Source organism: Rhizobium sp. CF122, from assembly GCF_000282035.1.
In the GTDB taxonomy this organism is placed as follows: domain Bacteria; phylum Pseudomonadota; class Alphaproteobacteria; order Rhizobiales; family Rhizobiaceae; genus Rhizobium.
Window position 1 is genome coordinate 105,265 of record NZ_AKKA01000080.1, and the last position, 13,859, is coordinate 119,123.

Here is a 13,859-nt window from a genome sequence, read left to right on the forward strand (position 1 = left end):
TAGCCGGAAGCCAGCTTGCGGCGGCGGTCAAATCACTGAAGACTGCAATCCGCATTCCGAACGATTCCCAGGATACGAGCCTTGCGCTACGCACTCTATTTTACGCCGCCGAAGGATGATCCTTTGAACGGCACGGCCGCGCTCTGGCTCGGCCGCGATGCCTTCACCGGCGAAACCTATCTGGCTCCCGATCATCCGAACCTGCCGGCCGCCGAGCAGTTTGAGCTGACCGCCGAGCCTCGCCGCTATGCCTTCCACGCGACGATCAAGGCACCGTTCCATCTGGCCGCCTCCGTCACTGAGAAGGACCTCCTCCAGGTTGTCGAGGATTTCGCCGCCCGTACGCCCGCCTTCGAGATTCCCGAGCTGGTGCTTGGACAATTGGGCAAATTCTTTGCGCTGGTACCCGCCTTTCTGCATCCGCCGCTTCAGGATTTCGCAGCCACGGTGGTAAAATCCTTCGAACCGTTTCGCGCCGCGTTGTCGGATGCCGATATCGCACGCCGCAATCCGGAGAAACTGAGCGAGAGCCAGAGGGCCAATCTGTTGCGCTGGGGTTATCCCTATGTGATGGATGACTTCGGGTTCCACATGACGCTGACCGGCCAGGTGCCGCAGGAGCGTGCTGGCATAATGAAGGCCATTCTGGCGGAGCGTTTCGCCGCTTTTACCGGCCGGCCGCTCCCAATTGGCGGCCTTGCCGTTTTCGTTGAGGAGGCGCGTGGCGCGCCGTTTACAGCCCATTCCTGGTGGCCGCTTGCCGGCGCGAAAAACTGAGAGACCATAGTCGATGACCACAGAAACCGTCTTCTCCAACGCCCGCATTGTCCTCGAGGATGAAATCATCGAAGGATCGGTCCTCGTCCGCGACGGCAAGATCGCCGATATCTCGACAGGCAGCTCCCGTGTCGGCGAGGATTTCGAAGGCGACTATTTGATCCCGGGTCTCGTCGAGCTCCACACCGACCATCTCGAAGGCCACTATTCGCCGCGCCCGGGCCTGCGCTGGCACAAGACGGCGGCGATCCAGGCGCATGACGCACAGATCGTCACATCAGGCATCACCACGGTCTTCGATTGCCTCCGTATGGGCGCCGACGAAGACGGCGGCTTCGAGCATGGCGAGATGCGCGAGATGGCCGACGCCATCCAGAAGGCCGAGCAGGAAGGCCGCCTGCGTGCCGAACACCTGCTACACCTGCGCTGCGAGGTCTCTGCTGACAACGTTCTGCAGCATTTCGCCGATTTCGAGAACGATCCCTATGTCCGTCTCGTCTCGCTGATGGATCACGCTCCCGGCCAGCGCCAGTTCCAGACGATGGATCAGTACATCTTCTATTACCAGAAGAAGCGCGGCCTGACCGATGCCGAGTTTGCCGAGTTCATCGATCGCCGCGTGTCGGAATCCGAGCGCAACTCGACGCCGCACCGCGTGGCCATTTCCAAGGTCTGCGCTGAGCGCGGCATTACCGTCGCCAGTCATGACGACGCAACGCTCGCCCATGTCGACGAAGCCATCGAAAATGGCGTTCGCCTGGCCGAATTCCCGACCAGCTTCGACGCAGCCAAGGCGTCGCACGAGCATGGCATGAGCGTGCTGATGGGCGCCCCGAACATCGTGCGCGGCAAGTCGCATTCCGGTAACATTGCTGCCCGCGATCTCGCCGAACGCGGCGTTCTCGATGTACTGTCCTCCGACTACGTCCCGCTCAGCCTCCTCTATGCTCCCTTCCTGATTGCCGACGAAGTCGAGAGTATCTCGCTGCCGAAAGCGATCGCCATGGTCACCGCGACGCCTGCCCGCACCGTCAGCCTCGATGACCGCGGTCGCATCGCTCCCGGCCTGCGCGCCGATCTCGTCCGCGTGTTCCGCGACCACGGCGTGCCGGTTAGCCGCTCTGTTTGGCGCGAAGGGCGCCGTGTCGCATGAACCCGTCGCACGAACCGCACATCGTTCCGGGCACCGAACGCGGCATCATGGTCGTGGTCGTCGGCCCGAGCGGCGCCGGCAAGGACACGCTGATGGCGCTGGCCGCCAAGCACTTCCAGGGCCGTCCTGAGGTGCATTTCGTCCGCCGCGTCATCACCCGCCACACCCATGCTGGCGGCGAGCAGCATCTCGCCGTGTCGGACCAGGGCTTTGCGTCGATGGAACAGGCCGGAAGCTTTGCCGTTTGGTGGGAAGCACACGGCCTGAAATATGGCATTCCAGCCGAGGTGTCGGTCTCGCTCGCACAGGGGAATCTGGTCATCGCCAATGGCTCCCGTTCGGCGCTTCACCATTTCAAGGCGGTCTTCCCGCGGCTCAAGGTCATCAATGTAACGGCGACTGCCGAGGTGCTGGCCAGCCGTCTGGAAGCGCGCGGCCGCGAGACGCACGAAGACATCATGGCGCGTCTTGCTCGCGGTCCACTCACCGTGCGCGGCGACTACGACGTGACCGACCTCGACAACAGCGGCTCGCTGGAAGAAGGCGAGCGCAGGATCGTGGATGCGCTGAACGGCTTCCTCACGGAAGTGGCCTAGGATCGGCTGACACGGAGGGGGCATGCGGCCGATCAGGGTTCTCGACTACGATCCGGCATGGCCCGCTCTCTTCGACGCCGCAAGGTGTGAGCTGCTGGCGCTGGCGGCGGATCGCATTCTTGCAATCGAGCATATCGGCAGCACGGCGGTCGCCGGACTAGCGGCTAAACCCAAGATCGATCTTGATGCCGTGCTCGTGGACGAAGCTGCGTTGGCTGCGGTCGGCGCCTTGCTTCGCTCCGCCGGTTTTCAGGATCATGGCGATCCCTACGGCGAAGGCCGCTGGCCCTTCACGCGCGATCATGACGGCTATGGCTTGCGCCTCTATCTCTGCACACCTGATCCGGCCCACCGCGACCGCATCCTGTTCCGCGACTATCTGCGCGCTCACCCGCAAAGAGCAAACGAGTATCAGGCGCTGAAGCGTCACCTTGCCGCCGAGGCCAACGGCGATTGGGATATCTACACCGGCGGCAAGAGCGATTTCGTCGCCGAGACGCTACGGCTCGCGGCCATTGAGGCCGAACGGTCTCCGCGCGGATAGTTTTCGTGCGCGGAGAAATAATTCCTGAGGACTTTCAACGAATTGAACGAGCCGTTCTTCTTCGCCGATCCCCGCATCAACGGCCCGCCGTATACTGATGGCGTCATTGGACAGGGAGCCTGGTCGCGAAGCGGATCTGACAAAACTGGTCGAAAGTCCGGCGTTCGGCAATGGTTGCAAAAGGTGGATCAGAGGCCGTCAGGGCCTCCGCTCCTCCGGAACGGAAGGGTCAAGAGACGCTCCTGTTGGCCTGGAAGATCTCCAAACCCTTTGATGCGATCGGGCAGGCTGTGGCGCCTGACAATCCACATATACCAAGACCACCGCCCGCCCATTTCCCAGCTAGGCTATTCCGTCGCGGAGCCCCCTCCGCGTGGAGGGGCGTTGTCTACGGCAGCCGTCTACGGGCCGCCGCAGATATAGCGATCATTCGGTCTCGCCGCGTCCAGCCACGATCTCGCGCTTGCCGACATGGTTTGCCGGGCCGACGAGACCTTCCTTCTCCATGCGCTCGACGAGCGAAGCCGCACGGTTGTAGCCGATGCCGAGACGGCGCTGGATGTAGGAGGTCGAACACTTCTTGTCGCGCAGCACCACCTTGACGGCCTTGTCGTAGAGGTCGTTCCCGTCCTCGGCGGCCATGTCGCCCTTGTCGAAGACGGCGCTATCCTCTTCCTCGGCATCTTCCTCTTCGTCGGCCGTCACGGTGTCGAGATATTCCGGCCGTCCCTGCGTCTTCAGGTGCGCGACGACCTTCTCCACTTCGGCATCCGAAACGAACGGCCCGTGTACGCGCGAGATCCGCCCGCCGCCCTGCATGTGCAGCATGTCGCCCTGGCCGAGCAGTTGTTCGGCGCCTTGCTCTCCAAGGATGGTGCGGCTGTCGATCTTCGACGTCACCTGGAAGGAGATACGGGTCGGGAAGTTTGCCTTGATGGTCCCGGTGATGACGTCGACCGAAGGGCGCTGCGTCGCCATGATCAGGTGGATGCCAGCCGCACGCGCCATTTGCGCGAGGCGCTGGATCGCCCCTTCGATTTCCTTGCCGGCGACCATCATAAGGTCGGCCATCTCGTCGACGATGACGACGATGTATGGCATCGGCGTCAGGTCCATTTCCTGTTGTTCTTCGATCGGCGCGCCGGTGCTTCTGTCGAAGCCGGTCTGGACCATGACATGGATGGTCTCGCCCTTGTCGCGCGCCTGCGCCACGCGGTTGTTGTAGCCGTCGATATTGCGCACGCCGAGGCGCGACATCTTGCGATAGCGATCCTCCATCTCGCGCACCGCCCACTTCAGCGCCATCACGGCCTTCTTGGGGTCGGTGACAACGGGCGTCAAAAGATGCGGAATGCCGTCATAGACGGAAAGTTCCAGCATCTTGGGATCAACCATGATCAGGCGGCACTGTTCCGGCGACATCCGGTAGAGCAGCGACAGGATCATCGTGTTGATGGCAACCGACTTGCCCGAACCGGTGGTGCCGGCGACGAGCAAATGCGGCATCTTCGCGAGCTCCGCGATGACCGGCTCGCCGCCGATCGTCTTGCCGAGGCCGAGCGCCAGCTTGTAGCCGCTCTTCTCGAAGTCTTGGCTTTCGATCATCTCGCGGAAGTAGACGGTTTCGCGCAGCGCGTTCGGCAGTTCGATGCCGATGACGTTGCGGCCGGGAACCACGGCAACACGCGCCGACAGCGCTGACATCGAGCGGGCGATATCGTCGGCCAGGCCGATGACGCGCGAGGACTTGACGCCCGGTGCCGGTTCGAACTCGTAAAGTGTGACGACGGGGCCGGGGCGGACATGGATGATCTCGCCCTTGATGCCAAAATCCTCGAGCACGCTTTCGAGGAGGCCGGCATTCTGCTCCAGCGTCTCCTGCGACATGATCTCGCCAACACGTTCCGGCGGCTCCTGCAGCAGCGAATGCGACGGGAATTCGTAGCCCGAGGCATCGACCCTCGAGGGCACGATCTTCGGCGCGGCAAAGCGCGGTGCCGGCGCGAGCGGTTGCGGTGCCTGCGTGCGGACCGGCAACGGAGCGATCGGCGGCGTTTTCGGCTGGACGACCGCTTCTTCCATACGACTCTGCTCGGCCTCTGCCGGGCTTTGAGTTGCGCGGGTGAGCGTCAAACCAGGAGCTGGTGCGACGGGAGGCGGAGCGACAGGCTCAGGCATGGGAGCAACGGCAATTGCCAGCTGTTGCCGAGCTGGCCGCCACTCCATGACACGGAACCGGCTGATGATCGATTCTGGGCTGACCTCGGCCTTTGGCAGCGAAACAACCGGGGGCAGCAGGATCGGTTCGGCGGCCGCTTCCTCGAAGGCCATGACTTCCCAGAACGCGAAGTCCGAGATGGACGCCAGTTCAGTGGATGCGCGGACAATGGTGTGGGTTTCAGGTTCGACCGAACTCACCGGCGATACGGCCGCGGTCGGCTGCACTTCGATCACAGGCGGGATCTCGGCTTCATAGCCCTCGAGCGGACCGTTGGCGACAACAGACGCCGGCGGCTCCACGCTCGCGCCGATTTCTGCCGCAACGCGTTCCTGCAGCGCAAGAGGCGCCGTGCGAACGGGTGGCGCCGGCACGCGTTTCGGATTGATCAGATTCTCGGGCGTGCGGGTAAACCGCACATTCGGAGCCAGTGAAAAATTGCTCTGCCAGATCGGTGCCGTAGGCTTCTCGCCTGCGTGTTCCTGCAGCTGTTCACCTTCGACTTCCGCGGAAATCTCCTCGGCCCCTGTCAGATTGGTTCTAGGAAAGCGCATACGACCGCTACTCACTCATGATTAGCAACTAATACCCGCTCTCGAATTAGGAAATGAAGGTTAATAAGTTCCTTCCATCCGCACCGTCACTCGACGAAAAATTTAAAGAAAAATATTTAATATCAATAACTTGAAAGGTGATGAAAATTTTAATGGATTTTCGACGAAGCGCTTAGTGCGCTTCGTCCCAGTTGGTCGCCGAACGTGCATCGACCTTCAGCGGCACGCGCATTTCAAGCGCCGGCATGGTGGCATTTTCCATGACTGAAACGATGATCGGTGTGGCCTTTTCGACATCAGCGTCCTCGACCTCGAAGATCAGTTCGTCATGCACCTGCAGGAGCATGCGAACGCGATCTCCAAGCCCCGCCTCGGCAAGGGCCGGTTCCATCTTGATCATTGCCCGGCGAATGATGTCCGCCGCCGATCCCTGGATCGGGGCGTTGATCGCCGCACGCTCGTTGAACGCACGAACCGACGGGTTGGAGGAGCGAATCTCCGGGTAGTTGATTCGCCGCCCGAAGATCGTCTCAACGTAGCCCTTGTCGCGCGCCATCTGCTTGCGGCTGTCCATGTAGTCGCGGATGCCGGGGAAACGCTCGAAATACTTCTTGATGTAGTCGCCCGCTTCCGAGCGCTCGATCGAGAGCTGATTGGCAAGACCGAAGGCGGAAATGCCGTAGATGATCCCGAAGTTGATCGCCTTCGCGCGACGCCGCACCTCGGACGGCATGCCCTCGACGGGCACGCTGAACATCTCCGACGCGGTCATCGCATGAATGTCGACGCCATCGGCAAACGCCTGCGTCAACTGCGGGATCTCGGCGACATGCGCCAGCACGCGCAGCTCGATCTGGCTGTAGTCGGCCGAGATCAGCTTGTGGCCGGGCGTCGAAATGAATGCCGTGCGGATCTTGCGGCCTTCCGCCGTGCGCACCGGAATGTTCTGCAGGTTCGGTTCCGAGGACGAGAGGCGGCCGGTCGTCGTCGAGGCCAGCGAATACGAGGTATGGACCCGCTTCGTCTGAGGATGGATGTATCCCGGCAGCGCGTCCGTGTAGGTCGATTTCAGCTTGGTCAGCTGGCGCCAGTCGACGATCTTGCGCGGCAGTTCGAAGCCAGCGGCAGCGAGGTCTTCGAGCACGCTTGCCGATGTCGACCATTGCCCGGTCTTCGTCTTCGTGCCGCCGGCAAGCCCCATCTTGCCGAACAGGATGTCGCCCAGCTGCTTTGGCGAGCCGATGGTAAAGCGCCCACCGGCGAGCTTGTAAATTTCATCCTCCAGCGCCGCGGCGCCCTGTGCGAGATCGCCGGACAGGCGCGAGAGGATCTGCCGGTCAACGGTGATGCCGCGTGCTTCCATATGCGCCAGAACCGGAAGCAAGGGCCGCTCGAGGCGTTCGTAAACGGTCGTGAGCTTCTCAGCCGCAAGGCGTGGCTTCAGGACCAGCCAGAGTCGCAATGTGATGTCGGCATCTTCGGCCGCATAATGTGTGGCGCGATCAATATCGACGAGATCGAATGTAATGTTCGACTTACCGCTGCCGGCCACGTCCTTATAGGCAATTGGCGTATGACCGAGGAACTTCTCCGAGAGCGGATCCATCCCGTGGGCGCCGGTTCCGGCATCCAGAACGTAGGAGATCAGCATCGTATCGTCGAAGTTCGTCGTTTCGACGCCGTAACGCTTCATCAGCAGGTAGTCGTATTTGAGGTTCTGGGCGACCTTCAGGATCGACTCGTCTTCCAGCAGTGCCTTCAGCCGGGGCAGGGCATCGCGCATCGGAATCTGATTGTCGGCGAGCCCGCCGCCGAGCAGATCGCCGACACCTGTTTTGTGGCCGATCGGAACATAGGCGGCGCGGATGCTGGTGCCGGTGGCGTTCTTGTCGTTGTCGGCGATCGCCATAGAGAATCCAACAAGCTCCGCCTGCATCGCATCGAGCGACGTCGTCTCGGTGTCGAAGCCAACCAGTCCCGTCTCGCGCGCATCGGCAATCCATTTGTCGAGCGTCGCGACATCGCGGATCGTGACATAGCGCGAGTGGTCGAAGGGCAGGGAGGCAAACGCCTCGGCGCGCGCCTTGGCAAGATCGCCAGGCAGGAACGTGCCTTCACGACCATTCCCGCCGTTCGCCTTCGCGGGAACGGGCACCGACTCGCCGGCGACATCGGGAATGCCACCGGCAACTGGCTCGGGCTGGGCGACGTCGAGATCGGGGCCGCGTGCCGCCGCGCCCCACTCGACCGGAACATCGACGGCATCGATCGCGCTGGCATCGCAATCGCAAGCATCGGCCACGCGCCGCGTCAGCGACGTGAACTGCATTGCCTTCAGGAAGCCGATCAGCTTCGGTCCATTCTGCGGCTCGAGGGTCAGGTCTTCGACGCTGAGTTCCAGCGGAACGTCGGTGCGCAGCCGCACCAGTTCGCGCGACAGGCGCGCCTTGTCGGCATTCTCGATGATCGTCTGCCGGCGCTTCTCCTGCTTGATTTCGGTCGCGCGTTCCAGGAGCGCGTCGAGATCGCCGTATTCGGCAAGCAGCTGCGCCGCTGTCTTCGGGCCGATTCCGGGGATGCCAGGCACGTTGTCGACCGAGTCGCCGGTCATCGCCTGAAGATCGATCATCTTCTCGGGCGGCACGCCCCATTTCTCGATGACATCGGGAATGCCGATCTGCTTGTCCTTCATGCTGTCGTACATGTGGACAGCAGGCGTCACCAGCTGCATCAGATCCTTGTCCGAGGACACGATCGTAACATCGGCGCCGAGCGCCTCGGCCTGACGCGCATAAGTTGCGATGATGTCGTCGGCCTCGAAACCCTCCGTCTCAATGCACGGCAGATTGAAAGCCCGCGTTGCATGGCGGATGAGCCCGAATTGCGGGATCAGTTCCTCGGGCGGCGCCGAGCGGTTCGCCTTGTAGGCGTCGTAGAGATCCTTGCGGAACGTCTTTGCCGAATAGTCGAAGACGACGGCAAGATGCGTCGGGGTCACCCCGACCGACGTGTCGCGTGCATCGGTCAGGAGCTTCCACAGCATGTTGCAGAATCCAGACACCGCGCCCACCGGCAGGCCATCGGATTTGCGCGTTAGCGGAGGGAGTGCGTGAAAGGCTCGAAAGATGAAACCGGAGCCGTCGACTAGGAAAAGATGATCGCCTTTTTTCATGGCGTCATGGATAGCGCGGCCACCTTGGAAGGTCCATATAAAGTTAGGAGTGAGAAAAGATTCTGCCTCACCAAACTGTTACTAATTTGTAATAGTCAATCCTCGGCTTTCCCTTGAAAAGCCACATTCCCGATCACAAATGATTACTACCGACGTTTGATCGTGTTGATCGCGTCGAGGGTCTGATAGCTGGCTTGTCCCCCGCCGCATCGGACTTGGACAAAGGCCTTATCCCCTCTCCGGGCCTTTGTCCCCATTTTAGAGCCGCCATAGCCACACCTCCAGGCTATGGCGGCTTTGTTTTTCTGCTCTATCTTTCAAAGGACAGCCTGCGATGAAAGTATGTGTGGTGCATCGCATGCGTTTTGTTGAATTGTTTTGTCGAGTATTTTGCGACTAACTGAGAAGATGGGAATTAATCGTATGGACTCGGGAGCCTATCTTGCCAGCCAGCTGGCCAAGGGCTTCGCTCGTTCGCTGCAGCAGCGCGCGGCGAGGCTCGGCTTTTCGCCAGGGCAGTTCCCGGTTCTTCTCGAACTCTGGGCCGAGGACGGGTTGACCCAGAAGCAGTTGCTGGCTCGCGTCGACATCGAACAGGCGACCATGGCAAACACGCTTGCACGCATGGCGCGCGACGGGCTGATCGATCGTCGTCCGCATCCGTCCGACAAGCGCGCCCAGCTGATCTTCCTGACGGACAAGGCCAAAGGCATGGAAGACGACGCGATCGAGGCGGCGCGCGAAGCGGATCTCGCGCTCTTTCGGGGCTTCAAGAGCTTCGAACGCGAACTGACCCTCGAATATATCCGTCGTCTTCTCGACAACGCCAAGAAGCTTTAAGCCTATTCCGCCGCCGTTATGGTGGCGGGAGCATACGGCCGATCCAATTCGTCGGCGTGGGTTGCGAGGAAGCTCTCACGTGCTGCCAGCTTGACGCTCGGTTCGATATCAGGCTTGCCGAGAAGCCGGCCCTGCATCTGCTCACAGCCTTCTTCGATGACGATCTGGCGCTGGAGTTCCGTTTCGACGCCTTCGGTAACGACCTGAATTCCCAGGCTGTGGCCAAGGCCGATGATGGCGCGCACGATGGAACGGGCGGCTGCGTCATGCTCGAGAATGCCGGTGAAGCTGCGGTCCACCTTGATCTTGTCGAAGGGCAAGGCGCGCAGGTTCGAAAGCGACGAGAAGCCCGTTCCGAAGTCGTCCATGACGATGCGCACGCCAAGTCCATGCAGACGCATCAACGTTGCGATGACATTGCTTCGGTCACGCACGAAGGCAGCTTCGGTAATCTCCAGTTCCAGCCTCTCCGGGGCCAGCTCGGTCTCTTCGAGGATCGCCGCAACCCGCTCGCAAAGGTTCGGGAGCATGAACTGCACCGGCGAGACGTTGACGGCGATGGACAGCGGCTGCGGCCACCGCGCCGCTTCGGTGCAGGCCTGGCGCATCACCCACTCTCCAAGCTGCACGATCACACCGCTTTCCTCGGCGATGCCAATGAAGACCTCCGGTTCACTCATGCCGTGCCCGGGCCTATCCCACCGCATCAGGGCTTCATAGCCGGTGACGGTATCCGTCCTGCTGTCGAGGATCGGCTGGTAGCTAACGGAGAGCTGGTTGCGCGTGATCGCATGGCGCAGCTCCGCCTCGATCTGGCGACGGGCGCGCACGGCTTCGTCCATTTCCGCGTCGAAGAAGCAGGCCTTGCCGCGCCCGGCATGCTTGGCACGGTAAAGCGCCGTGTCGGCGTTGTCGCTCAGCTCCTCCGCCGTGCGTCCGTCCGTAGGATAGACGGCGATACCGACGCTGATGCCGACGGCGGTCGGATCGCGGGCGATATCCATTTCAGCGGCGAGCCCGTCAAGAATAAGCCCCGCAAGCTTGCGCGCTGCGTCCGGCTGCTGCTTGCCCGTCTGGATGATCGCGAACTCATCGCCCCCAAGTCGGGCGACCGTGTCGCCCTCATCGGCCACGCGCTGCAGGATTGTCGAAACCTTGCAGAGGATGCGGTCGCCCTCCGCATGTCCGAAAATGTCGTTGACGGCCTTGAAACGATCGAGGTCCAGACAGAAGACGGCAATCTGCGTGCCTTTGCGCTGGGCCAATTGAAGAGCGTGGCGAATGCGCGTCTCGAACAGCGAGCGGTTCGGCAAGCCGGTCAAAACGTCGTGCTGCGCCAGATGCTCGATCATTTTCTCGGCGCGCTTACGTTCGGTGAGATCGCGAATCACCAAGACGTCGCAGTTGCGCCCGCGATAGACCATGCGACGGGACAGGATCTCAACCGGGATCTCGTTGTCGTCTTTGCTGGTCAACAGCGTCTCCTCGCGGGAGGCGGGCGTGCTGCCATCCATGCTCATCAGAACGGAGGTCGGATCAGCCCCGAGCAGCTCGGCCAAGTGCCAGCCCGACATTTGCTGGAAGCGTTCGTTGGCGTCGATGATCTTTCCTTCGCGCAGAACGAGCAGCCCCTCCATCGAGGCGTTTGCGAGGCCGCGTAGATCGGTCAGATGGCTTTCGAGAAATACGGCGCCGAGAGCGACGAGGATCAGGGCCGTCGACACCGCCATGATGATCGCAGCCAGGGCTTTCGGCTCCAGAACGGTTGCGGTTGCGCTTCGTCCGGGCTCGGGAATGAGCGTTATGCTGCTCATCGAAATGAAATGCATCACTGCGATGGCGAGCACCATGGCGATCGCCGGCACCAGCAGCCGTTTTGCCCCCTTGAGCCTCTTGAAGGAGAGAAAGGCCATGCTCGCGAGTGTCGCGCCAATCAGCAGCGCGATCAGCGTTGCTGAAAGATTGTAGACGATATCAACCTGGGCTTCGATCGCCCGCATGCCCGTCAGGTGCATCGAACCGATCCCGAGCGCCATCAAGATGCCACCGGGCACGAAGGAATACTCGCTCGTGCCCTCCACGGACACCAGGATGGCCAGCCAGGAGACGCATATCGCCAACACAACGGAGAGTGTTGTCAAGCCGAGACCATAAGTGATCGTGAAGCCGCCATCATAGGCGAGCATTGAGATGAAGTGCGTCGCCCAGATGCCGACGCCACAGGCAAATGCCGATGCCATGATCCAGTTTCGTTGCTGTCCGGGATCGCATTCCTGGGCGCGGAACAAGAGCAGCATCGAGGCAAGGTTGCCGATCAGGCAAACGATGACGGCAGCAACAATTAGGCGCCAGTCATGGTCGTCGCGAATGCAGGTGACTACAGAGAACATATCTCACCTCGAACACATTGTCGGTATGCTATTTAGCCTTCCCTAAATAACTGTAAATTGTATCCGCGATTTCATGCCCTCGTCTTCAGGTGAGTCTCCCGGCGATCCGTTTCCCCTCCGATCTTTTTTCAACTCGAAAGCGATTTACCTTTGGTCTATCGTCCCGCCGAATTTCGAAAGGAGTCGAAAATGACCTACGTAACGCCAGTGCTTTCGCGCGCGGACCAGAATTTGCCGTCAAGCCTCGACAAGCTGTTTGAGCTCTTGAGGATCAAATCCATTTCTACCGACCCGGCCTTCAAGGCCGAGTGCCGCAAGGCAGCCGATTGGCTGGTTTCCTATCTCAAGACACTGGGTTTCGATGCCTCCGTGCGTGACACACCCGGCCATCCCATGGTTGTCGCCCATCATGCCGCTGCGAGCGCCGACGCGCCGCATGTCCTTTTCTACGGCCACTACGACGTGCAGCCGGTCGATCCCATCGAGCTTTGGGAAAACGATCCGTTCGAGCCGTCGATCAAGGATGTTGGCAATGGTCGGAAGATCCTGACGGGTCGCGGCACAGCCGACGACAAGGGCCAGTTGATGACCTTCGTCGAAGCCTGCCGTGCCTACAAGGAAGTGAACGGCGCTTTGCCCTGCCGCATCACCATTCTTTTCGAAGGCGAGGAAGAATCCGGTTCACCGTCGCTGAAGCCTTTCCTTGAGGCTAACGCCGCGGAATTGAAGGCCGACTACGCGCTCGTCTGTGACACCGGCATGTGGGATCGCGATACGCCGGCGATTGCCGCAGCACTTCGGGGGCTTGTCGGGGAGGAGGTCGTCATAACGGCCGCCGACCGCGATCTGCACTCCGGCTTGTTCGGCGGTGCAGCCGCGAATCCGATCCACATCCTGACGGCTGCGCTTGCCGGCCTGCATGATGAAACCGGCCGCATCACCCTTGAAGGCTTCTATGATGGCGTCGAGGAAACCCCGGCCAATGTCAAAGCGTCCTGGGAAACTCTCGGCAAGACCGCGGAGACCTTCCTGGGCGAGGTTGGTCTGTCGATCCCCTCTGGTGAAGAGGGCCGCTCGGTCCTCGAACTGACGTGGGCACGTCCGACCGCTGAGATCAATGGTATCTGGGGTGGCTATACCGGGGAAGGCTTCAAGACAGTGATCGCGGCCAAGGCCTCCGCCAAAGTTTCCTTCCGCCTCGTCGGGACGCAGGACCCCGATGCCGTCCGGGAAAGCTTCCGCAGTTATGTCCGTTCGAAAATCCCGGCGGATTGCTCTGTCGAATTCCACCCGCATGGCGGCTCGCCGGCCATCCATCTCTCTTACGATTCGCCGGTGCTGACGAAGGCCAAGAATGCGCTTTCCGACGAGTGGCCGAAACCTGCCGTCGTCATTGGCATGGGCGGATCGATCCCGATCGTCGGCGACTTCCAGAAGATGCTCGGCATGGAATCGTTGCTGGTCGGCTTCGGCCTCAGCGACGACCGCATTCACTCGCCCAACGAGAAGTACGAGCTTGCTTCCTATCACAAGGGCATCCGCTCCTGGATTCGCATCCTGGAAGCGCTGGCCAAGTAATAGGAAAGCCTGCTCTCTTGAGAGCCTGAAAAACAAA

General features: G+C 61.2%; 9 protein-coding genes. 6 read left to right on the forward strand and 3 right to left on the reverse strand.

Features of this window, described 5'->3' with window-relative positions; translation table 11 throughout:
• Positions 1 to 81 precede the first annotated feature (81 nt).
• From PMI09_RS19935 to PMI09_RS19950, 4 genes are read left to right on the forward strand one after another with little or no spacing between them, the layout of a single operon-like run.
• Entirely contained in the window at positions 82 to 777 is a 696-nt protein-coding gene (locus PMI09_RS19935) for a DUF1045 domain-containing protein (RefSeq protein WP_007798556.1), read from the forward strand.
• A 13-nt stretch (positions 778 to 790) separates the two neighbouring features.
• Complete coding sequence (locus PMI09_RS19940; RefSeq protein WP_007798558.1) at positions 791 to 1,930, forward strand: alpha-D-ribose 1-methylphosphonate 5-triphosphate diphosphatase; 1,140 nt, start codon at positions 791 to 793, stop codon at positions 1,928 to 1,930.
• On the forward strand, positions 1,927 to 2,526 hold the full coding sequence (gene phnN / locus PMI09_RS19945; RefSeq protein WP_007798561.1) for a phosphonate metabolism protein/1,5-bisphosphokinase (PRPP-forming) PhnN: 600 nt from the start codon (positions 1,927 to 1,929) through the stop codon (positions 2,524 to 2,526). The genes PMI09_RS19940 and phnN overlap by 4 nt, the downstream gene beginning before the upstream one ends.
• Positions 2,527 to 2,548: 22 nt before the next feature.
• The gene (locus PMI09_RS19950; RefSeq protein ID WP_007798566.1) at positions 2,549 to 3,070 is read left to right on the forward strand and encodes a GrpB family protein; all 522 of its coding nucleotides are present in this window, start codon (positions 2,549 to 2,551) and stop codon (positions 3,068 to 3,070) included.
• Between the two features lie 426 nt (positions 3,071 to 3,496).
• Here the strand turns inward: PMI09_RS19950 and PMI09_RS19955 are convergent, their stop codons facing one another.
• Together PMI09_RS19955 and polA are read right to left on the reverse strand one after the other, a co-directional pair.
• Entirely contained in the window at positions 3,497 to 5,842 is a 2,346-nt protein-coding gene (locus PMI09_RS19955) for a DNA translocase FtsK (RefSeq protein ID WP_007798569.1), read from the reverse strand.
• A 172-nt stretch (positions 5,843 to 6,014) separates the two neighbouring features.
• Positions 6,015 to 9,014, reverse strand: coding sequence for a DNA polymerase I (polA, locus tag PMI09_RS19960; RefSeq protein ID WP_007798572.1), 3,000 nt, complete (start codon positions 9,012 to 9,014; stop codon positions 6,015 to 6,017).
• A 423-nt stretch (positions 9,015 to 9,437) separates the two neighbouring features.
• Between polA and PMI09_RS19965 the strand changes: the two genes are divergently transcribed.
• Positions 9,438 to 9,854: a MarR family winged helix-turn-helix transcriptional regulator gene (locus PMI09_RS19965; protein ID WP_007798574.1), complete on the forward strand. Its 417-nt coding sequence runs from the start codon at positions 9,438 to 9,440 to the stop codon at positions 9,852 to 9,854.
• Positions 9,855 to 9,856: 2 nt separating this feature from the next.
• Here PMI09_RS19965 and PMI09_RS19970 read toward each other — a convergent pair whose 3' ends face one another.
• Positions 9,857 to 12,244 carry a bifunctional diguanylate cyclase/phosphodiesterase gene (locus PMI09_RS19970; RefSeq protein WP_007798579.1) on the reverse strand — a complete coding sequence of 796 codons (2,388 nt, stop codon included), beginning with the start codon at positions 12,242 to 12,244 and terminating at the stop codon, positions 9,857 to 9,859.
• Positions 12,245 to 12,433: 189 nt separating this feature from the next.
• Here PMI09_RS19970 and PMI09_RS19975 point away from each other — a divergent pair, with 189 nt between their 5' ends.
• Complete coding sequence (locus PMI09_RS19975) at positions 12,434 to 13,822, forward strand: M20/M25/M40 family metallo-hydrolase (RefSeq protein ID WP_007798582.1); 1,389 nt, start codon at positions 12,434 to 12,436, stop codon at positions 13,820 to 13,822.
• The last annotated feature ends 37 nt before the right edge of the window (positions 13,823 to 13,859 follow it).

Coding starts and splice junctions, on each gene's coding strand:
- PMI09_RS19940 (WP_007798558.1), top strand. CDS start 791: ATGACCACAGAAACCGTCTTCTCCAACGCCCGCATTGTCCTCGAGGAT.
- phnN (WP_007798561.1), top strand. CDS start 1,927: ATGAACCCGTCGCACGAACCGCACATCGTTCCGGGCACCGAACGCGGC.
- PMI09_RS19950 (WP_007798566.1), top strand. CDS start 2,549: ATGCGGCCGATCAGGGTTCTCGACTACGATCCGGCATGGCCCGCTCTC.
- PMI09_RS19955 (WP_007798569.1), bottom strand. CDS start 5,842: ATGCGCTTTCCTAGAACCAATCTGACAGGGGCCGAGGAGATTTCCGCG.
- polA (WP_007798572.1), bottom strand. CDS start 9,014: ATGAAAAAAGGCGATCATCTTTTCCTAGTCGACGGCTCCGGTTTCATC.
- PMI09_RS19965 (WP_007798574.1), top strand. CDS start 9,438: ATGGACTCGGGAGCCTATCTTGCCAGCCAGCTGGCCAAGGGCTTCGCT.
- PMI09_RS19970 (WP_007798579.1), bottom strand. CDS start 12,244: ATGTTCTCTGTAGTCACCTGCATTCGCGACGACCATGACTGGCGCCTA.
- PMI09_RS19975 (WP_007798582.1), top strand. CDS start 12,434: ATGACCTACGTAACGCCAGTGCTTTCGCGCGCGGACCAGAATTTGCCG.